This is a genomic window from Sorangium sp. So ce385 (genome assembly GCF_051474135.1).
In the GTDB taxonomy this organism is placed as follows: domain Bacteria; phylum Myxococcota_A; class Polyangia; order Polyangiales; family Polyangiaceae; genus Sorangium; species Sorangium cellulosum_D.
In genome coordinates, this window is sequence record NZ_CP150337.1 from 9,470,972 (window position 1) to 9,491,919 (window position 20,948).

The window sequence follows — 20,948 nt, forward strand, 5'->3', positions numbered from 1 at the left end:
GGCGACGGTCGCGCCGTCCCACGCCGCGCCACGGCCGCGCCGAGGCTGCGCGACCCGACGACCGCACCACCCCTGCGCGACGCGACGGCCGGCCCGCCCTTCCCGTGCTTCCTGCATTTTTCGTGATGGCGCCGCGCGGCTCTTGCCACGCAGCCAAGAGAACACCCCCTCTCCGCGTCTGAACTCGCGATCGCCAGGCGGCCTGTCATCCACTCCGCGCGAGACAGGCGCGCCGGCAGAGCGCGCGCGCCGCGTGCGACGCGCGAAGGGACCACTCCATCTCTCGCGCAAGGAAGGATTCATGGCCGATCGCCCTCCGTCCCGCGCTGCCCGCGCAGCCGCGTTGCTCTGGTGCTCCCTCGTCGTGGGCGGTACATCGCTCATCTCGGGGTGCTTGACCCGACCCATCGCCGAGCAGGATACGCGCACGACGGGCACCGTCGTCGAGCGGCTCCCGCAGCACGTCGACAAGATCGATCTCCTCCTGACCATCGACAACTCGTCGTCGATGAAGGACAAGCAGGAGATCCTCGCGCTGGCCGTGCCGGACCTCGTGAGGCGCCTGGTCAACCCCCAGTGCGTCGATCCGCTGGACCCCGCGAGATCGTCGCCGCCGAAGAACGGCGCCTGCGAGAGCGGCATGGAGCGCGAGTTCGAGCCCGTCCTCGACATCCACATCGGGATCATCAGCACGAGCCTCGGCGACCATGGCGCTGCGGCCATGACCCGTGACGGGAAGAGCGCGTGCGCCGGGACGAGCGTGCACTTCTCCACCAACGACATGGGGCACCTCATCGCCCGGAGCGACGGCGACGACGCCCCGCCGACGTATGACAACAAGGGGTTCCTCGCCTGGGATCCAGAGCAGAGGCTCAACCCTGCCGGCGAGTCGATCCTCGACGACGGCGCGGGGCACGGCCTCGTGCCGACGCTGACGAACATGGTCCGAGGGGTGGGCGACGTCGGGTGCGGCTACGAGTCGCAGCTGGAGAGCTGGTACCGCTTCCTCGTGGACCCAGCGCCCTACGAGACCCTCGAGGTGGTGGACGGCAAGGCGATCCGGACAGGGCTGGACAAGGCGCTCTTGGATCAGCGCAAGGCGTTCCTCCGGCCGGACTCGCTGCTCGCGATCATCATGCTGTCGGACGAGAACGACTGTTCCATCCGGGAGGGCGGGACGGACTTCTGGGTCGCGCGGCCGTCCCCGTTCCGGATGTTCCAGCCGCGCAAGGAGTGCACGGAGAAAGGCCCGGACGATCCGTGCTGCGCGTCGTGCGGAGTGGACGCCCCTCGCGGGTGCCCGGTCGATGAGACCTGCAGCGAAGGAGGCAAGGTCAAGGTGCTCGACCTGGAACATGACCCGCCCAACCTGCGCTGTTTCAACCAGAAGGAGCGGTTCGGGATCGACCTGCTCTACCCGATCGGCCGCTACACGGATGCGCTCACGAAGACGCAGCTCGAGGATCACGACGGCGATATCGTCGACAACCCGCTCTTCTCGGATCTCGACCCGACCGACGAGCTCAGCACGGTTCGATCGCCGGAGCTCGTGTTCTTCGCGGGCCTCGTCGGCGTCCCCTGGCAGGACATCGCGCGCCAGAACGACGCGGGCCAGCCCGACCTCCAGAAAGGCAAGGACAAGGACGGCAACCCCGTCGGCGGCTTCAAGAGCGCCGAGGAGCTGAGCGCCCCGATCGCTGGCTTCCAGAGCACCTGGGACATCATCCTCGGAGATCCCAAGGCGCGCCGCCCCCCCGCGGATCCACACATGGTCGAGTCGCCGGCCCCCCGCGAGGGCGTGAACCCGATCACCGGGACGCCCATCGCCGGCGTGAGCTCGCCGGACGACGCCAACGTCATCAACGGCCACGAGTGGGAGCCCAAGACGACCTTCGGCGACCTCCAGTTCGCCTGCGTCTTTCCGCTGGAGAACCCCGTGATGAACGGAGACTGCGACAAGTCGACCGACAAGACGGACTACAATAGCCCCCTGTGCCAGGACAACCCCGACGGCACCGACAGCAACCTCCAGGTGAACGCGAAGGCGTATCCGGGCCTCCGGCAGCTGGAGCTCATCCGGAGCCTCGGGGACCAGGGCATCGTCGGATCGGTGTGCCCGGCGCAGCTCAAGAACGCGGCCGAGGGCGCGCTCGACTACGGCTATCGGCCGGCGATCGGCGCGATCGTCGATCGTCTGAAGACGAAGCTGGCCGGGCAGTGCCTGCCCCGCGCCCTCCAGCCGAACGACCAAGGACAGGTCAGCTGCCTGGTCCTGGAGGCGCGGAGCGTGGCCGACGGGCAGTGCAGCTGCGACGGGCTCGCGGCGCGGCGGAAGGTGCCCGCGGAGAACCGCGGGGCGGAGCAGATGGTGCTCGACGATCCGGTCGCGACGGCGAACGGCTGGAACTGCGTCTGCGAGGTCGAGCAGCTCAGCGATCCGGCCGAGCTGAAGGCCTGCCAGGACACGGTGCCGCCGGCGCCCGTCGAGGTCGGCGGCGAGAAGGTGCACGGATGGTGCTACGTCGACCCGCAGCTCGGCCTGGGCAGAGAGGAGGTCGTCGCGAAATGCCCGTCCACGGAGCGCCGGCAGGTCCGGTTCACCGGCGACGGCGACGCCCAGGACGGCGCCACGCAGTTCGTCATCTGCTCCGGCGACACCGCCAAGCGGTAGCCTATTCTCCGAGCTGATGCCCCCAGGCCCCCGGCGCCTCGCGCGTCCCCTGGAGCATCGCCTGCCACGCCCCGAGGCACCGCTCCTGCTCCGTCACGAAATCGTGCGGATCGAAGCGCGCCCATCTCCCTGTCTGCGCCGCAAGCTCCCTGCATAGCCGCCTCCGATCCTCGACCGGGAGCGAGAGCGTCCACAGCTCGTGAAGCGACACCGACGGTGAGTACATTCGCCCGCGCCGCAGCCGCCGTTTCGGGTCGAAGCGCCCCCTGTGCTCCGACCAGTACGCCCGCCACTGCGCGGGATCCGTCGATGGCACCTCCAGCGTCTCTTTGGATCCGACCGGCGGGCGGTCGCGCGGATCGCTCACCAGCTCTCCGAGCGGGCGACGCCCCCGGGACGGCTCGGGGTCCGGATCGATCACCACCCCATCCTCCAGCGCCTCCGGGTCGACCTCCACCTCCTTCACGAGGTTGGCGCCGAGCAGCCGTTCGAGCGCGGCGCCGGCGGCGCGCGCCACCTCTTCCACCGCCGACTCCAGCAGATCCAGCAAGCTCGGGATCGCCTCGACGAGCCCGGCCCACCCCACGGCCTCGACGGCGGCGGGCGTCGGCGAGCGCTGCATGCGCTCGAGCAGCCAGAAGGCATCTTCCTCGCGGGCGGCCAGCGCAAGGCGCACGAGCGCCCGATCCCCGAGCGCCCCTTGCGCCGCCTTGCGCGCGGCCTCGGCCGTACCCCGGTGCGCTGCGAGGAGCATGGCATCGAGCGCCGCCGCCTGGACGTCGAGATCCCCGTGCGCGAGCGCCCGCTCCATCGCGTGTCGACCGCGCGGATGTCTCGCCGCGGCGAGCGCGGACAGCCCCAGCGCAAAGACGCGCGCGTCTTCCTCCTCGCTCAGCGCCTCGAGCTCCGCGGGCGTGAGCCAGCCGCGGTGCGCCAGCACCTCCACGGCGATCGCCCGGCACCCTCGCTCGGAGGACGCGGACAAGGCCCGCAGGCAATTCGGCAAGAACGGGTTCCGGGCGAGCTTCATGGCCGAGACGAACGCCTCGGCGACGACCGGATTGCCGGGGCCGAACCGGAACAGCACCCGTTCGGCGCAGGCGAGCACGTCGCGCCCCTCGAGGCACCCGGCGATCATCGCGGCTGCAAAGACGCGCATGGGATCGGCGGCCGGCGCATCCATCGCCATCGGCTCGACGTGCGCGATCGCCGTCGGACCGAGCGCGGCCAGCGCGTCGATGGCAGCGACCATGCGTAGCTCGAGCGCCTGACATGAACGCCAGTCGTCCCCCGGGAGCGGCGCCCGCTGGACTCCCAGCATCCCGATTTCCTCGAAGCACACGCGCGACCAGCGACGGACGAAGTCCCCGTCGGAGATCGCGGCGGGCGGCGCGAACGCAAAGCCGGGCGGCGCCTCTCCCCCGGCCGAGGCCGGCTTCGCCAGCCTCGGCGCGGGTCTCGCTGGACGGACGAGCGCCTCGGTCCGCTCGCGCGCCAGGCGGCGCATCGCCTCGGCCATGGCGGCCAGCTCATCGAACGTCTTCGGCTCCGAAGGCGTGAGCTCTCGCGCTGCGGGCTCAGGCTCGGGCACCCTCGGCGCGCGGAACGATGGGACGAGCGACGCCCGCTCGACGACGTGCAGCGGCGGACCGTCGACGCCCGCGCGAAGCACGGCGGCGCTGGGCCCGGCGAGCGGCGCGCCGGGGAATCGCTCCTCGGCCGCGACGAGCGCTGCGCACGCGTCCCGGAGGGAAGCGAGCTCCCGAGGGTGACCCGCGCGGGCCACGAGCACAGCGGCCGCCCAGACATGGCCATGCGCGCGACCGATGGCCGTGACGCGGTCGGCGCGGCCATCGAACGCGTCGTACAGCGCGCCGAGGCCGCTCTCGAGCTTGCGCGCCGCGGGCGCGAGATGGGCGCTCGGCTCACGCTGCGCTTCGATGAAGCGCGCGACCGCGTGGAGGAGCGCGTGCGCGCGCTCCAGGTGCTGCACCCAGGGCGCGCCAGCGTCGAAGGCGGAGAGCTCGTCGGACATGGCGGGCCGCCTCACCCGACGCCTTGCGTGCGCACGCGCCCGGCGGGACCGCGGCGCCCAGCGCCTATCGACATGAGTCAGAGCCCTCCCTTGTTCAAGAATCCGGGGCTGCCGGTGATCCCCACCATGCCGAGCTCCACGAACACGATCGGCGCCCCCATCACGATGAACGACGGCCCGCCGGTGTTGAGGCTGACCACCTCCTTCAGCGTCCCTGGCTCGTTGCCGTGGCACGCCTTGAAGCTCCCCCCCACCGTCAGGATCTTCGCGCCGCCCATCTTCGTTCGTACCGGCGCGTTCTTGATCCCTTCGGCCGAGCTCGCGAACACCGGATACGGCACCGGAACCGGGCCAGGCGCGGCCGGCGTCGTGCAAACGCTGGCCGCCAGCGGGACCATCTGGTGCCCCGACCTGGCCGTGATGCAATCCATGCTGCACGCCGTGATGCTCATGCCTGCTCCTCCCTCTCGGCCCCTCGCGCAGCGCTCGCGAGCAGCACCGCAGCCCGCTCCCCGCCGTCGTTCCCCGCCGTCGCGATCGCCACAGGCGACGGCGCAACCCCGTGCTCCCACCCTGTGGCCGCCATCGCGATCAAGAGCGGCAGCGCCGCGGCCCCCAGGTAGCCGATGCGCTGCGCTGGAGAATCGATGACATAAGGGCGACCGAGCACGTCCTGCATCCGCACGAACGCAGCCTGCCACTCGCGGAGCCGCCGCATCTCCCCCGTGAGATCGGTCAACATCCACCCCGCCGTCCTCCCGGCCCGCGCCAGGGGCTCGGCCGCCTGCTGCGCCGCGCTGGTCAGCCCGAGCGCCTCGTAGGCGGGCGCGTCGTCGCCAGGCCGGGCGCGCTCCCGCCCGGCGCCGACGCCGAGCACGCGCGCGAGCGCTCGGAGGCCCTGGCGCTCCGCGTCCGCGTCGCGCATCAGCGCGAGGAACACCGCAGCTTCCCCCGGGATGCGCGCGTCGAGGTTGTCGGGAGAGAAGAGCCGCCCGCTCTCCTCGAGGGCCGCAATCGCACGCGGGTCGTAATCGCTGTGCACGCCGCCCAGGATCACCGCGTCGACGAGCCTCGACGAGAGGGCGCTCAGCGCCTCGGAGAGGAGCGGTCCCAGGGCCGCTTCGCCTCCGGCGACGATGCCCACGGTCGCCGAAGGCATCGAGCGCTTCACGGCAGCCGCGAGGAGCTGCGTCGCCGCCAGCGCGTCGGGATATCCCTCGTCCAGCGCGAGCTGGACCACCGTCCTCCCGTCGCGGATCGGCGCGGCCGCCTCCTCGAACGCCGGCGCCGCGAGCAGGACGAGCCGCTCGGGCCCCACGATGCGCGGATCGATCACCGGGATGAATCCCATGGAGATCGCCTCGCCCGCCGAGCTCGCGAGCGGCGCCTCGGAGACCGCCGGGAAGCCCGTGCGCAGCAAGAAGCCCGTCTGCCGGGCGTTCAGCCCGATCGGCGTCCGTGCCCCGACCCTCACGACCCCGACCTCGCTCACCCTGCCCCCGTCTCGGTCACGACGATCTCGATCTCCTTCATGCGCCGCGGGGGCTGGAACGCCGCTCGCCACACGAGCTCGACGACGACGCCCGCCGGCGCGAGCGCGTCGACGAGGACCGTATCGACCTCGGGCCAAAGGACCTCAGGCGCTCGCCCTCTCGCCCTCATCGCGATCTCGACGGCGGTGCTGGGGAGCCGGAAGCGCGTCGTCCCCCCTCCCGGCGTGAGGTTGAGCAGGGCCACGTCCTCTCCCCCGCGCAGCGACGGAGCCGCGATGAGCCCCGGCGAGGCGCACAGATTGGCGCGGTCGTCGTGATCCAGGGGCAAGAGCGGCGCGCGCTGCCTGCGCCAGGCGGCGTCGTAGGTCCCCAGATGACGCCGCCGCGGCTCCCAGTGCCGGCCGATCGCGCCGAGCCCCGCGGGCGCCGGGCGCGTGCTCGCCGAGGCGATGAGATCCGCCGGATCCTCGATGAACGGAGCAGGCTTGTGCGTCAGCGCCGCCGGATCCCGCGCGATCCCCGTCCCCACCGGATTCCGCGGCTCCTCCACGGGGCGCGACGGATCGCTCCGATCCAGCCCGCCCCACGCGTGGTCGTACCGCACCTCGATCCCGGTCGTGGGGCGCGGCTCGGAGAGCCCGGCGCCCTTCGCCTGCCAGACGCGCAGCCCGAAGATCCGCACGACCTTCTCCAGCGCGCCGAGCCGCACGCCGGCATCGAAGAAAGGGACGGCCTCCCCGCCGGGCGCGTGCGCCGCCGCCACCACGATGACGTCCGTGCCCGGCTTCGCGATGCACAGGTCCGATGGATACTTGATGCTGCTCTTCTCCGGATCGCCCCACGGCACGTCGGCGCTGCGGATGCGGCGCTGCTCCGCCCTGTCCGAGAGCTCGAGCTCGCCCTGCCCGGCCACCAGCACGAACGTCGCCTTCACCACGACGACGAGGCGCTCGCCGTCCTTGCCGATGAGCAGGAACGGCGCAGCGGCGAAATCGGTCCTGTTGTCCACACGCGGCGCATCCATACCGCCTCACATCAAGGACACGTTGCGCTTCAGCCTGACGTTGGGCGCCGTGATCGTGACGAGCCCGGCCTTGATCGTCACGCCCCCGCCGTCGATGACCACCTCGCTCGGGCCGCACTTGAGCAGGATGGCCCCCGCGGCGTCCACCTTGTGAAACGCCCCGATGAACATGCCTTTGCCGCCCGCCACGACGGTGTGCGATCCGCCGATCCTGTCGATCACGGCGCCGCCCACCATCGTCGTCCGGCTGCCGCCGACCCGCTCCGCCTCCGGCGCGCCGCTCACGACGGCCAGGCCAGCCGCCTTCTCCGTCTTGTCGGCGAGGCACGTCTCGACCCGCGCACCGGCCACGAGCTCGACCCGCGCCGCCCCGACGCGCTGCACGCGTGCGCCTCCCACCGTCGTGTGGATGCCGGCCGCCGCGATCGTCGCCCTCATGCCGCCGACCTTCTCGTCGTGCGTCGAGGCGCACACGTTGACGGAGTGCCCCGGCCCGGTGGCGCTGTCCGATGCCAAGGGGCTCGCCGCGCCGCCGTCCGGCCCCGCTTCGCTCTCGCCCGAGGCGCCGGAGCCGGCGCCCGACGCATCGCCGGGGCGGCCCGAGCCGGCCTCCCCTCCGCCCCCGAGCAGCGCGTCGAGCCAGCCAGCGTCGCCGCCCGGGGGCGCTGGCCCGCCGGCGATCGCTCCGAGCGACGCGCCGAACGCCGCCGGCGAAGGCAGGCTCGCCGCCGCGTCGAGCGCCTTCCCCGTGGCGCCCAGGTTCCCGGCCCCGAGGGCGTCCATGGCAGCTCCCAGATCCCCGAGCTGGCTTTCCAGCGCATGGACTGGCGCCATCACCTGATGGACCTTCGCCGCGACGGCCCCGTCGAGCGCCATGAGCGCGCGGCGCGCCTCTGCTGTCGCCGCCTCGGTCGGCGCCTTGCCGGAGAGGGACAGCAGGGCGCTGGCCGGATTGCCGTCCATCTCCTTGTGCGTGCCGCCCACCGTCGCCGCGCTCGCCCCCCTGGCCGTGAGCCCGAAGGCGGCGCTCACCTGCACCGCGCGGTCGCCGCCCACGGTCGCGGTCTGCGCGCCGCCGACCGTGCTCAGGGTACCGTTCGTCACCTGGATCTTCTGATCCGCGCCCACCGTGAGCCGCGCGTCGACCTCGACGCTCTTCGACTCATGGCCGCCCGTGGAGCGCGTCTTGTCGTTCGCCGTCGCGAGCGTCGTGTTCCTCTGGGACCGGATGCTGATCTCCTCGCTCCCAGCCCTGTCCTCCAGGCGGATCTCGTTCGCGCCCGACCCGCCAGGCGACGAGCTCGTCCGGAGCGCGGTGCGCGACTTGCCCTCGGGCAACGCGTAAGGCGGCATGAATCGCCCGTTGAAGACGCGCCCCGTCACGACGGGCCTGTCGGGATTGCCCTCCAGGAACTCGACGATCACCTCCCATCCCACCCGCGGCAGGAGGATCGCCCCGCTCGCTTGCGGCTGCGCCACGCGGATCCAGCACGACGCCGTGTCATCGCCCTCGCCGTGGCGATCCCAGTGGAACTTGACCTTGCACCGGCCGTGCGCGTCCGTATGGATGTCCTCGGCGGGCGCGCCGCGCGGCGCGACGACGACCGCCGTCTGCGGGCCTTCGATGATCGGCGCAGGCGTCCGCCGCGGGCTGCGGTAGCGGACGCTCCTCGGAACGGTCGTGGCGCGGGCGAGGTACACCCCGTTGCGCAGCTCGTGGTCGGCAGCGGTGATGAAGTGATCGCCGTCCAGAGCGTCGGGGGCATCGACGAGCTTGAGCCACCGGCCCGCCATGAGCCGCGGGCATCCGGACTCCAGCTCGAGGAGCGCCCGCTCGGCCTGCAGGGCTTCCAGCCGGACCCGGGCGAGCCGCTCGCCCTCGCGCCGATCCGTGTACAGCCCCGGATGGTCGTACACCTCGAGGTCCGCGTCCGTATCCGCCGCCGCGGTCACGGTCTGGTCCAACGTCGGCGCCTCGAAGTCATAGTCGCGCAAGACCACCTTGCCCGTCGCCGTTCGGCACCGCCGCGTGAGGACGCCGATCGCGGCCTCGGCGCCGGCGAGCCCGGCGTCGAGCCGATAGGGCACCTCCTTGTCTCCGTCGATCGGATCGCTCGACGTGCTGTCGTCCTCGAAGACGACGACCTCGCCAGCGTCGCCGGACTCGGCGTGAAAGTAGATGCCCTCCTCCTCGAGGAGCCGCGAGACGAAGGCCAGCGAGCTCTCGTTGTACTGCACGCAATGGACGCGCTTCGGATAGCTGCTCACGAGCCGCCATGCCTGGCGCCGGTCGTCGATACCAGCGCGCCGCAGCACCTCGGAGACGATCTCCTTCACGTCCTTGTCCTGGAAGATGCGGCAGTCGACCTCGCGCTCGAGCAGCGCCATCCACGAGGCGACGTGGATCCGGTACAAGGCGCCCTGGAGGTCCTGGTCCGCCGGCGTGGCGGCGATCTCGACGTCCGTCACCACGCCGTGGACCTCGTGCTCCGGGCCCTCCCAGCCGAATGCAAGGGTGGCAGGGCTGCCGAGCAGCTCGTCCGGATCGACGTAGGCCCCGGAGCGCAGCTCGACCTCCGCCCTGGTGACGAGCCCGAGCCGGCGCTCGACCCGGAACCCGAGGACGTCCCGCGACGCGATGGCGTGGGCTCGGAAGAACGTGCTCAGCGTCCGGGGTGCCACGGCTCAGTTCTCCTTGATGACGCCCAGCTCTTCGCAGTCGCCGTCGAACGTGATCGCGGCGCCGGCGATCGACACCGACGCAGGGGTCAGCGTGATCGTCGAGGCCCCCATGACGACGCTGAGCAGGGTTTGCGCCTCGAACACGACGTTCGTCGCCTTGACGATCTGCGCGCCCCCCGCGATCTCGAGGAAATCCGCCTCGCTCACGTCGTGGCGGTCCCCGGCGACCTGGTTGAGGATCGCGCCCGCGGCCTTCTGGCTCAAGCTGGTACCGACCTCGACCGAGCGGCCGCCGCCGGCGAGGATCACCTTGGCCGCCCCCGCGGTCTCGGTCCGACTCCCCTTCACCGTCACGGTCCGATCCGAGGCGGTCATCTCGATCAGCGCCGCGCCGACCGTATCGTTCATCGTGGCCAGGGTCGCCTCGTCCACCGAGCCGGCCGCGACCTCGACCTGCATGCCGCCGATGGTCAGCGTCGAGCTCCCGGTGACCGTGCGCTTGTGATCTCCGCCCGCCGCGAGATCGCGGTTGCCCCCGACGGTGAGCGAATGGCTGCCGACGTCATCCACCATGAACGTCGAGGCGCGCACGCTCTGGTCGCCGCCGATCGCGAGGTCCTGGTTCGCTCCGACCGCGGCGGACAAGCTGTCGGCCACCGCAAGCGTATGATTGGCCCCGATGGAACGCGACTCGTTGTTTCCTATGCTCTCGGTCGCGTCGTTCCCTGCGCGCACCGAGGCGTCCCGGGACGCGCTCATGAGCACCTCCTCGGCGCCCGCCCGGTCGTCCATGCGGATCTCGTTCACCGAGCCGCCGCCGGGGGTCGTGGCGGTTTGAAGGGCCGTCCGGGTCTTGTGCGCCGGCAGCGGATACGGCGGCGGAGACGCCGCGTTGTACAGCCGCCCCCCCACGAACGGCCGGTCCACGTCGCCCTCGATAAAGGCGACGCACACCTCCCAGCCCACGCGCGGCGTCAGCATGCCGCCGCCGAGCGGGAGCTGGCTCGTACGGATCCACGGGCTCGAGGCGTCGTCGGCCCTGCCCCGGCGGTCCCAGGGAAACAGGACCTTCACGCGGCCATGCCGATCCGGGTGGATCTCGCTGCCCGGCGGTCCCGTCGTGACGGCCGACTGCGCGCCTGCCACCGTCTTCGCCGGCGGGGCTCGCGGGGGCCGATAGGTGGTCGTCGACGCCGGGATCGCGCGGAAGGCGACGCGCGCGCCGCGCCCCATCGCGTGCCCGCGCGGCTCGGCCGTCGCGTGCGCCTCCAGCGCGATGTCGACCTCCACGACCAGGTACTCCTGGTTGAGCGGCTCGTACGGGTGGTCGACCAGCGAGAACCTGCGCCCGGGGCGCACCCGGAGGGTGTTCGTCGTGCCGCTCGCGAGCTCGCGCCGGGCGCGGAGCGACTCCAGGAGCACCCTGGCGCGGCGATCGCCCGCGGCGGGCTCGGTGAACCGGCCGGGGTGCGCGTACACCTCCAGCGCCCTCTCCGGCGCGTCGTCCCCCTCGGCCGTGGCGTCGAGCTTCACCCGGGGTCGCTCGAAATCGTGATCGCGCAGGCGCACGCGCCCCGGCGCGGTCGTCCTCTCGTACGAGAGGGTGGTTATCGCGTCATGCGCCATGTCGAGCCCGTCCGCGGGGCGGAAAGCCAGCTCTCTCTCCCCCTCGATGTCCTCGGGCTCGCGGTCGAAGAAGACGACCGTGTCGGCGCCCGTGCTCGAATCGACGAAGAAGGCGATCCCCTCCTCCGCGAGGAGCCGACGGACGAAGTCGTGATCCGTCTCGCGGTACTGCGCCGCCATGTCGCGCGCCGGGTAGCTGTCCACGAGCCGCCAGCGCTGCGCGGAGGCGGGGATGCCCGCGCCCGCGAGGACCTCCTTCACGATGTCGGGAGCCGACATGTGCTGGAAGACGCGGCAGTCGGCGCGCTGGGTGAGGCGGAACAGGCGGGGGCGCGCGACGAGCCGCGTCCCGGGCTCCTCCGTGCCCCGCGAGGTCCCGCGCTCGGCCTCGACGACGACGCCGGCCAGCCTGCGCTCCTCGCGGCCGCCGCGGCGCGACAGCGTGAGCACGAGCGGCTTGCCGACGAGGGTCGCCGGGTCCGGCCCGCCGGCGCCGCCCGCGATCTCGCACCGGAGCGCGCCGATGTCGTCGATCGCCTCGCGCGCCTCGAGCCAGAGGAGGGGAAACGGCGCGCCGTCGATCGTGAGCTCGTGTCCAATCTCGATGAGGTCTGCCACGCCTGGCCTCGTTCACCCGATCTTGAGGCTCGCCGCCTGCCGGACGATGAGCGCCGCGTCGATCGCGATCTTCGGGCCCTCCAGCGTCATCGGGCCCCCGTCGAGCTTGATGGCGCTCCCGCCGCCGATGAGCCTCGCCGCGCCGCCCGCGAGGACGATCTGCGGCGCCTCGACGACGCAATCGCCGCCCACGTTGCGCAGGTGCAGCCCGCCAATGAGCTGCTTCACCTCGCCCGCCTGTGTCGAGAGCGCGCCCACGCTGTGGATCTCGCCCGCGGACGACGTCTGGTCCTTGCTCGCGGCGACGCTCTCGACGCTCGCGCCGGCGACGAGCTGCGCGATGAGCGCTCCGGCCGACTCATCGTAGGTCGAGAGCATGTCGTCATCGATCGAGGCGAGCGAGAGGCTGGTCTGGACCGAGCCGACGTCGCGCGTGAAGGCGCCCGCGATCTGCTGACGGACGCCGCACGAGAGGGTGATGTGGTCCCCGCCCACGGCATAGTCGCGAGCCCCGCCGACCTTCTCCACGAGATCGGCGCTCGCGTGGATCCGCTCGTCGCCGCCCACGGAGATCGTCTGCGCGCCGGCCACCTTGTTCTGGAGCGCGTTGCCCACGTCGATCGACTGGTTCGCGCCCACCGTGGTCGACTCGCTCGCGCCGATGGAGACCGCGTAGTTGCCCCCGACGCTGTGCTCCTCGTCGACCCCCACGGTCTCGTCCTTGTCGTGGCCGGTGGCGATGTGGAGGTCCCGCTGGGCGGAGATCGAGAACCCCTGACCGCCCGCCGTGTCGCTCATCGTGATCTCGTTGTGCCCGGCGCCGCCCGGCGTGGACATGCTCTTCAGCGCGCTCCTGGCCGCCGCGCCGGGCAGGGCGTAAGGAGGGGTGTCCTCGGCGTTGAACGCGCGCCCGAGCACGAGGGGGCGGTCCGGGTCGCCGTCGAGGAAGCCGACCGAGACCTCCCAGCCGACGCGGGGCAGGATCATCGAGCCGCCGAGCGCGAGCTGCGATACGCGCAGCCAGGCGCTCGAGGTGTCGTCCTGTCTGCCCGAGCGATCCCACAGAAATCGCACCTTGATCCGGCCGTACCGGTCGACGTGGACGGCCTGGGGCTCGTTCGATGGCCCGGTCACGATGGCCGTCTGGACGCCGCGCGCTCTCGGCTTCTTCGTGCGGCGGGGCGGGGCGAACGGCGCGCCCTTCGGGATGGCGGAGAACTCGTTCTCGCACGCCGCTGCGCCCGCCCGGCCTCGCGACCGGAGCTCGACGACCACGAACTCTCCCTCGAGGAACGGCTCGGCCGCCCCCGCGATCGCCACCGGCGCGCCGCACAGGAGCCCCGCCGCGCCGGTCTTGCCGCGGCAGAGGTCGACGTCACCGCGGAGGGAGCTCAGCCGCCGCGCGGCCTTCCGTGCGCCCTCGGCGGCCGCCGTGAAGCCGCCGGGGTAGTCGAAGTGGCGAATCGCCCGGTTGCCGGGCGCCGCCGCCGAGGCTGTGGGGAAGACCTCGGGCTTCTCGAAGTCGTGGTCGCGCAGCGCGACCTCTGTGGGCCTCAAGGCCTTTCTCCGGCGCAGATCGATCACCGGCCGGGCGTGCGCGCCAGCGCCCTGCCGGACGGAGAGCCGCACCTCGGGGGTCCCGTCCAGCGGCGCGAACGCCGCCGGGTCGTCGGCGAGGACGAGCCTGTGCCCGTCGGGGCCGTGGAGGAAGAAGTAGAATATCCCCTCTTCCTCGAGGAGCCGGTGGACGAAATCCAGCTCTGTTTCGCGGTACTGGCACAGGAGCTCGCGCCGCGCGTAGCCGTGGCGGAGCCGCCATTCCACGCCGCGGTCGACACCGGCGTCGGCCAGGACGGCCTTGACGACATCCACCGGGCTCCTGTCCTGGAAGATGCGCGAGCCCTCGCGGTGCTCGAGGGCGGCGACGGCGGGCCGGAGCCGGAGCTCGAAGACGTATTCGCCGGCCCGGTGCGCGAGGAAGCCGACGCGGTCGGGCAGGCCGTCGTAATGGCGGACGCTCCCGTGGCCGTCATCGACCTCGAGCAGCATCCGGCGCTGGAGGCACGCATCGACGCGAAAAGACGGGTCGCTGGTCGAGATCTCGACGCGGACCGCGTACGGGAGCGAGATCGCCTCGTGCGCTTCATAGGAATGCACCCGCACATCGCCGGGCAGACCGTCGCCCGCGAGGAGGAGGTGGCCGAGCGTGGCCTCCATCAAGCGAGCCCTCCACGATCGCGCCCCCTCGGGAGCGCCCGTGCTCGCCGCCCCTGGCAACGCGGCTCGCGCGGGGCCCGCGGGATCTCCTCGGGGCGCTGGGCGCACCGGCGCGGGCGCGGGCTCAATTCAGCCTCAAGATCCGCCCGACGAGGCGGAACAGCCCGCGGGAGGCGGCGCTGATGCGGCTGCCGATCACCTCGATGTCCCCGTCCTGGCGGATGCGGACCGCGCCGTGTCCCGAGCGCAGGAGCACCTCGTCCTCGGCCTCGATGTGGATCGTGGTCGCCTGCAGCCGGAGCTCGCGGGGCTTGCGCGTCGCGAGCGCCGCGACCACGAGCGGCGCTTCGCCCTCGCAGCACTCGACGAGCACCGAATCGCCGTTGTCCAGGGCGTCGGCGATCACCTCGGGATCCACCTCGGGCGCGAGCTCTGCCTCGACCGCCGCGGGCGCGCCGCGGAGCACGATCGTCGCGCTGCGGCCGGCCACCGCGAGCACGCGCGCGGTGCGCGTGCCGGCCGCCGGCGCGACGCTCGCCCGGCGCGGCGCCGGCTGCGGCTCCGGAGAGGTGGGATCCGGCAGCAGATCGTCGATGGAGAGGCGCGACGCCGGCGCGGCCTCCTCCAGCGCGACGGTCGCGCCGCCGGCGGCGTCGGCGCCTTTGTCGTGAGCTCCCATCATGCCTCCGAGACTCCCTGTGGCGGCAGCGCGCGACCGCGGCGACCTCGATGAGCGACCATGGTTCTCCAGGTCGACCGTGCGGCGAGCGGCGCCGAGGTCGACGCCCTCATTCCGGGGCGCCCCCGGTCTCGCCGCGGAGCGCCGCGTGGAACCGCCTCTCCATGCCGGAGTCCTCGGCCATCCGACGGCTCCAGTGCTCGCTCCCGCGCACGTAGTCGGCCAGGGTCACGCCCACCTGGGCGAGCGCGGCCTGCACGTCGCCGGTCGACTGCAGCAGCGATGTCACCCGGGCGAACTGCTCGAGCGACACCGGCGGCGCGGCCGCGCGCGACGCCGCCTGGTAGGCCTCGCAATACGCGGCGAGCAGCGCCGGGACCGGTTCGTCCTCGTCGGCCAGAGCGCCGGAGAGGCGCGCCTGCCAGTGGGCGTCGGCGGCGTCCCATCGCGCCTCGTCGACCCCGTGCCGCGCGAGCACCTCGGCGCGCGCGCCGCCGGACTCGGCGAGCCGAGCCATCACCCGCGCGTACGTCTCCAGATCGAGCACCATGAGCGAGCTGCGGAGCGTAGGCGATGCGGGTGTGTCGATCCACCACGGAGCACGATGAGCGTCATCGACGGAGCGGTCAGCGAGCGTCGCCGCGGGCCGAGGCGCCGCGGCTCTCCTCGTGCAGGGCGATGGCGCGATCGAGCGCCTCCCGCGCCCCGCGCTTCTCCCGAGGGAACGCCTCCACGTGATCCCACCGAGGCCACGCCAGCGCGCGCGCGATGTCCGGGAGCGCCGCCGGCGGCTCGTTCGGGTCGGCGTAGCGGTGCACCTGGAAGAGCACCGGCACCTGCTCGGGCGGTCGTCCCGCCGCGATCAGGTCGGCGCGCAGCGTGGCCGCGCGGTGCACGCCGAGGGCGAGCCGGCGCGCTCGGCCGTCGATCGGAAGCACGACGACCTGCGCGCGCCTCAGGGCGTCGAGCTCGCCGCGCACCTCGTCGCTCTCGGCCGCGAGGGCGTCGATGGGCGCGTGCCAGGCGACCCCGCGCGTCACGATCAGCGAGAGGTGCAGCGGGAGCACGGCGGCGCCGCGCGGCCAGAGCAGCTCGGCCCGCGCCGGGGTCGGGCCGGCCTCGATCGAGGCCGAGCGGGCGAGGGCGGCGAGGTGCCGGAGGAGCCGGTAGGGGCTCCCGGCGGGGCCTGTGTAGTAGGCGACGTGGAGCGGGTGCGGCTGGGCGGGGGAGCTCACCAGTCGAGATCCTCCTGCTCGACGAGCACGCGCGCGTTCTCGAACAGCGCGGCGACGAGCTGCCGCCGGTCGTCGAAGACGAGGCCCTGGGCGTAGTCGACGATGCGCCCGCCGGGCTCCTCGTTGACGCAGTGGACGCCCCAGGACACCGGCTCGCCCGTGGCGTCGTCCCAGGTGCGGAGCGGCTCGGGCGCGCCGTCGGGTCCGCAGGCCACGAGGACGAGCGGCGCGCCGCCGCCCTCGGCGGCCGCGCGGGCGGCGAGCTGCCGGCAGAGGAGGTTATTTGGCTTCATGTTCGGCCATCATTCTTCGTAAAGCGCGATGGCGCGGTCAAGCGCTCCCTTCGTGCAGCGCTCCTCTCCAGGAAAGGCTTCGAGGCGATCGGAGCGCGCCCAGCTGAGCGCCGGGACGATGTCGGATGTGGGATCGTGGAGTTGCGGATCGCGACGGATGCGGCTCTACTCGTTCACCATGACCACGATGCCTCATCGCCCCATCGACGACGATCGGATCCTCCAGCTGCTCCCGGAGAGGCTCGACGACGTGATCGCAGGCATCGACCGGCGTATCGCGGCGCAGGTGGACTTGATCCTCCACGACCCGACCTTTCAACGGCTCGAGCGGGCCTGGCGCGGGCTCTGGTTCGTCGTCGAGAGGACGCTCTTCGACGAGAACATCCGTATCGACCTGCTCAACTGCTCCAAGGAGGACCTGCGGCTCGATTTCGATGCCACAGGCCCGGCCGACAAGGGCGGGCTGCACGCGATCGTCTACGCGCGCGCGATCGGGAGCGGGCACGAGCCCTATGGAGCGATCCTCGCGAATTTCGAGTTCGGCCCGGAGCCGGAGGAAATGGCCCTGCTCCAGCGATGCGCGACGGTGGCGCTGCTCGCGCAGGCGCCCTTCGTGGCGGCGGCCTCGCCGCGTCTCCTCGGGATAGAGGGTTATCGCGCGCTCGGCGCCACGGACGGTGGCCGAGAGCCCGACGTGTTGCGGCGGCTGCGCGAAGAAGAGGAGGGCGCACGCGCGCTCGGGCTGGTTCTGCCCCGCTTCCTGCTGCGCGCGCCGTTCGGGCGCGGCGAGCGCACAGAGGCGAGCTTCGCGTACGAGGAGAGCACCGAAGACCACGAGAGCTACTGCTGGGGCAACGCGATCTTCGCCTTCGCCACGCGGCTCACCGACAGCTTCGCGCGTTACCGGTGGTGTCCCAACATCATCGGCCCCGGCGGCGGCGGGCTGATCGAGGGGCTGCCGCAGCCCGAGCGCGAGGGCGTGATCGAAGCCCCAACCGAGGTAGCGCTGTCCTTCCCCCAGGAGGCCGCGATCGCCGAGCGCGGGCTGATCCCGCTCGTGGCGGTCGCTCCTGGGCAAGCGTGCTTCTTCTCGGCGAGCTCCCTGCGTGCGCCCCGATCCTTCGGCGACACCGAGGAAGCCAGGGCCGCCGAGATGAACTACATGCTCGGGAGCCACCTCCCCTATTTCTTCATCGTCGCCCGCGTCGTCCATTACCTCAAGGTCATCTATCGTTCCTACCAGCATGCCTTCGAGACGCCGGAGGAGGCCGAGAAGGAGCTGAACGACTGGCTGGCTCAGTACGTTGCGGATCGGAACGTGGTGACCGCGGCGTCGCGCGGCCGGAAACCCCTGCGCAAGGTGAAGGTGCGCATCCTGAACACCGAGCACGAGAGCGACTGGTACAGGCTCGAAATTCAGCTCCGACCCCACTTCAAGTACATGGGCGCCTTCTTCACCCTGGGCGTGCACAATCGGATCGAGAAGAGATGATCGAGCTCGCTACGGACGATCCGATCCTCGCCCGCTTCGCGCGCGATCTCGACGCACAGGCCTCGATCGGCGTCGGGGACGCGCCCGGAGCGAGGCCCGATCTCGATCGCTTCACCGCGGAGGACATCGAGCACGCCCAGCTCGCTTGGAGTCACCGTGTCATGGGCGAGTACCGCGGGGTGGTGATCTACACCGAGCTCCTCTCGGCCCTCGTCGAGGCGGAGGCGCCGTACCCAGCGCTCGCGGCCGTCCACCGGATCATCGGAGACGAGCTGCGCCACACCCGTCTGTGCGCAGAGGTCGTCGGTTGGCTTGGAGGATGGGAGTCGCTCCACCTCGATCTCGGAGGGCAGCGGATGCTCCGCACCGACGAGCCTCCCGCGGCCAGGGCGCTCGAGATCGCCGCCCGCGAGCTCGTGGTCGTCGAAGAAGCATCGGTGATGACGCTGCACGCCTACGTGCGCGCAGCCGGGGAGCCCTCGATCCGGCGGACCTTCGAGTCGCTGCTGCGCGACGAGGTGCGCCACGCCGCCGCCGGGCGGTCGCTCGTGGCGCTGATCGAGCGCTCGTACCCGGAGAGCGAGCTCGCGACGGTCAAGGCGCGCCTCTGCGCCCGCCTGCCGGAGGAGCGGCGGCACTTGTACGAGCAGGCGGTCGCGCGGGCCGTGGGCGGCCCGGGGCGAGAGCTCGGCGCGAAGCTCGGTCCGGGCGATCTCGAGGAGTGGCCGGGCGTCGGGTGATGCCGGTTACAGGCCGCGACGGCGAGCGGCGCGCGGCCGCCCTCGACGGCCGCGCGGGCGGCGAGCTGCCGGAAGAGGTGGTTACTTGGCTTTATCTTCGGCCCTCATCTCTTCGTACAGCGCGATGGCGCGGTCGAGCGCTTCCTTCGCGCCGCGCTTCTCCTCGGGGAAGGCCTGCGCGTGATCGCAGCGGGGCCACGTGAGCACCTGAATGATCTCGGACGCAGGCGTCCTGTCGACGTCTTCCAGGCGATAACAGTCGATCTGGAACAGCACCGGGACGGAGTCTGGGTCCCGCCCTGCGGAGATGAGGTCGGCGCGCAGCCTCAGGAGGAACGGCCGGTTACGCCTGAAGCGGTAGGCCTGATTGTCGGTCACGAAGACGACGACCTGGGCACGTTTCAGCGCAGCGAACCTCTGGGCGAAGAAGGTGCTACCGTGGCCCTCGGCGGCCTCTTGGGCCGCGTCTTCCGCCATGGTCGGGACCGGCCACGTACCGCGCAGCCGGGCGAAGAACAAGTGGAGAGAGTACAGGACGTCGCCGCGCTCCCAGAGCACGCGGCCTTCGTACGGCACTGAGTCGTCGCCCACGATACCGTCACGCCCCTGTGCGCAGAGGTGCCGGAGAAGCCCGTCGGGGGCGCTCATCGTGGTCTTGTAGTAGAATACATCCAAGTGCGGGCATGGCGGGAGAGGAGTCACCAATCTCTCCTGGGATCGACTTCGATGTGATAGCTGACCTGTCGATTCTCGAACATCGCCGTCGCGTGCTGCTGGCAACTATCGAAGATAATTCCGTGATCGTAATCGACTAGCCTCCCAGCGCGGTCCTGGTGCACCCAGTGTGCTTCCCACAGCTTGGGCGTGCCCGTACTGTTCCCTTGGCGGCCGCGCGGGCGGCGAGCTGCCGGCAGAGGAGGTTACTTGGCTTCATGTTCGGCCCTCATCTCTTCGTAAAGCGCGATGGCGCGGTCAAGCGCCTCCTTGTCGCTGCGCTTCTCCTCGGGAAAGACCTGCACGTGTTCGCATCGAGACCAGGTGAGCACCTGAATAATGTCGGACGCCGGCGTCTTCTCGATGTCTTCTCGAAGATAACAGTCGATCAAGAACAACACCGGGACGGCATCGGGGTCCCGCCCTACCGAGACGAGATCAGCGCGGAGCCTCAGGAGAAACAATCGATTCCGTTTGAAGCGGTACGTCTGATTGTCTGTCACAAAGACGATGGCATTCGCACGTTTTAGCGCAGCGAGCTGCTGGGCGAAGTAGGTGCTGCCGTGCCCCTCGGCGGCCTCCTGGGCAGCCCATTCCGCGATGGTTGGGGCCGGCCAGGTACCGCGCATCCAGACGAAGAACAGGTGGAGGGAGTACACGATATCGCCGTGCGGCCAGAGCACACGGCCCTCATACGGCACTGAGCCGTCGGCCACTACGCCATCACGACCCAGTGAGCAAAGGAGCCGGAGATGTGCGTCGGGGGCGCTCATCGTGGCCTTGTAGTAGGCCACATCCAAGTGCGAGTGCCGGGAGAGGAGGCTACTTGGTTTCATGCCCCAGCTCTCATCTCTTCGTACAGCGCGATGGCGCGGTCGAGCGCCTCCTTCGCGCCCCGGTGATCCTCGGAGAAGGCCTGCACGTGATCGCAGCGGGGCCAGGTGAGCACCTGAAGCAGGTCCGACATCGGCATGATGGGGGGGCCCCAATGATTGATCTGGAACACCACCGGAACGCTATCGGGGTCCCGCCCAGCGGCCACAAGGTCGGCGCGGAGCATCTTGACGAAGTGCCGCATGCGCCCGAAGCAGTGCTCCGCATTCGTGGCCAGGAAGACGACAGCCTGAGCGCGTTTCAGCGCGGCAAGCTCGTTGGCGAAGGCGAAGTCGGTGCGGCCGTGGTCTTCAGCAGCCCTGGCAGCCTCGTCGGCCACCAGATTCTCGATGGCGACGTTCCACGCGGCGCTGCGCTCCCAGACGGAAAACAAGTGGAGAAAGTACAGGGCGTCGCCATACGTCCAAAGCACATGCCCCTCCGTCGGCGTTCCCTCGTCGTCCACGGCGCCATCACTGCCCAGCGAGCAAAGATACCTGAGAAGCGATTTGGGAGTATTCCAATTAGCCTTATAATACACCACCTCGATAGACAT

At 71.3% G+C, this 20,948-nt stretch carries 17 protein-coding genes; 3 read left to right on the forward strand and 14 right to left on the reverse strand.

Annotation, left to right across the window (positions count from 1 at the left end; translation table 11 throughout):
- Positions 1 to 301 precede the first annotated feature (301 nt).
- Positions 302 to 2,671, forward strand: coding sequence for a hypothetical protein (locus tag WME83_RS34465; RefSeq protein ID WP_437313946.1), 2,370 nt, complete (start codon positions 302 to 304; stop codon positions 2,669 to 2,671).
- Between the two features lies 1 nt (position 2,672).
- Here the strand turns inward: WME83_RS34465 and WME83_RS34470 are convergent, their stop codons facing one another.
- The 11 genes from WME83_RS34470 to WME83_RS34520 all read right to left on the reverse strand — a co-directional run bounded on the left by WME83_RS34470 (position 2,673) and on the right by WME83_RS34520 (position 16,573).
- Positions 2,673 to 4,706: a hypothetical protein gene (locus WME83_RS34470; RefSeq protein WP_437313947.1), complete on the reverse strand. Its 2,034-nt coding sequence runs from the start codon at positions 4,704 to 4,706 to the stop codon at positions 2,673 to 2,675.
- Positions 4,707 to 4,783: 77 nt separating this feature from the next.
- Complete coding sequence (locus WME83_RS34475; protein WP_437313948.1) at positions 4,784 to 5,158, reverse strand: PAAR-like domain-containing protein; 375 nt, start codon at positions 5,156 to 5,158, stop codon at positions 4,784 to 4,786.
- The gene (locus WME83_RS34480; protein WP_437313949.1) at positions 5,155 to 6,198 is read right to left on the reverse strand and encodes a beta-ketoacyl synthase N-terminal-like domain-containing protein; all 1,044 of its coding nucleotides are present in this window, start codon (positions 6,196 to 6,198) and stop codon (positions 5,155 to 5,157) included. Before WME83_RS34480 ends, WME83_RS34475 begins: the two co-directional genes overlap by 4 nt.
- Entirely contained in the window at positions 6,195 to 7,208 is a 1,014-nt protein-coding gene (locus tag WME83_RS34485) for a DUF2169 family type VI secretion system accessory protein (protein WP_437313950.1), read from the reverse strand. Before WME83_RS34485 ends, WME83_RS34480 begins: the two co-directional genes overlap by 4 nt.
- Positions 7,209 to 7,229: 21 nt before the next feature.
- Positions 7,230 to 9,905, reverse strand: coding sequence for a type VI secretion system Vgr family protein (locus WME83_RS34490; RefSeq protein WP_437313951.1), 2,676 nt, complete (start codon positions 9,903 to 9,905; stop codon positions 7,230 to 7,232).
- 3 nt (positions 9,906 to 9,908) lie between these two features.
- Positions 9,909 to 12,149, reverse strand: coding sequence for a type VI secretion system Vgr family protein (locus WME83_RS34495; protein WP_437313952.1), 2,241 nt, complete (start codon positions 12,147 to 12,149; stop codon positions 9,909 to 9,911).
- A 12-nt stretch (positions 12,150 to 12,161) separates the two neighbouring features.
- Positions 12,162 to 14,366, reverse strand: coding sequence for a type VI secretion system Vgr family protein (locus WME83_RS34500; protein ID WP_437322081.1), 2,205 nt, complete (start codon positions 14,364 to 14,366; stop codon positions 12,162 to 12,164).
- 124 nt (positions 14,367 to 14,490) lie between these two features.
- Positions 14,491 to 15,048: a hypothetical protein gene (locus tag WME83_RS34505; RefSeq protein ID WP_437313953.1), complete on the reverse strand. Its 558-nt coding sequence runs from the start codon at positions 15,046 to 15,048 to the stop codon at positions 14,491 to 14,493.
- A 106-nt stretch (positions 15,049 to 15,154) separates the two neighbouring features.
- A complete protein-coding gene (locus WME83_RS34510; RefSeq protein ID WP_437313954.1) occupies positions 15,155 to 15,595 on the reverse strand; it encodes a hypothetical protein in 441 nt (146 codons plus the stop codon).
- Positions 15,596 to 15,671: 76 nt separating this feature from the next.
- On the reverse strand, positions 15,672 to 16,280 hold the full coding sequence (locus tag WME83_RS34515; protein ID WP_437313955.1) for a hypothetical protein: 609 nt from the start codon (positions 16,278 to 16,280) through the stop codon (positions 15,672 to 15,674).
- Positions 16,277 to 16,573 carry a hypothetical protein gene (locus tag WME83_RS34520; protein WP_437313956.1) on the reverse strand — a complete coding sequence of 99 codons (297 nt, stop codon included), beginning with the start codon at positions 16,571 to 16,573 and terminating at the stop codon, positions 16,277 to 16,279. Before WME83_RS34520 ends, WME83_RS34515 begins: the two co-directional genes overlap by 4 nt.
- Positions 16,574 to 16,730: 157 nt before the next feature.
- On the opposite strand from WME83_RS34520, the gene tssC reads away from it, so the two are divergent.
- Together tssC and WME83_RS34530 are read left to right on the forward strand one after the other, a co-directional pair.
- Positions 16,731 to 18,065, forward strand: a complete 1,335-nt coding sequence (gene tssC / locus WME83_RS34525) for a type VI secretion system contractile sheath large subunit (RefSeq protein WP_437313957.1) — start codon at positions 16,731 to 16,733, stop codon at positions 18,063 to 18,065.
- Entirely contained in the window at positions 18,062 to 18,805 is a 744-nt protein-coding gene (locus tag WME83_RS34530) for a ferritin-like domain-containing protein (protein ID WP_437313958.1), read from the forward strand. The genes tssC and WME83_RS34530 overlap by 4 nt, the downstream gene beginning before the upstream one ends.
- 81 nt (positions 18,806 to 18,886) lie before the next feature.
- Here the strand turns inward: WME83_RS34530 and WME83_RS34535 are convergent, their stop codons facing one another.
- The 3 genes from WME83_RS34535 to WME83_RS34545 form a co-directional block, all read right to left on the reverse strand.
- Positions 18,887 to 19,453 (reverse strand): hypothetical protein, encoded by a 567-nt coding sequence (locus WME83_RS34535; protein WP_437313959.1) that lies wholly within the window; start codon positions 19,451 to 19,453, stop codon positions 18,887 to 18,889.
- Positions 19,454 to 19,725: 272 nt separating this feature from the next.
- Positions 19,726 to 20,292, reverse strand: coding sequence for a hypothetical protein (locus tag WME83_RS34540; protein WP_437313960.1), 567 nt, complete (start codon positions 20,290 to 20,292; stop codon positions 19,726 to 19,728).
- Between the two features lie 59 nt (positions 20,293 to 20,351).
- A complete protein-coding gene (locus WME83_RS34545) occupies positions 20,352 to 20,858 on the reverse strand; it encodes a hypothetical protein (RefSeq protein WP_437313961.1) in 507 nt (168 codons plus the stop codon).
- Between the last annotated feature and the right edge of the window lie 90 nt (positions 20,859 to 20,948).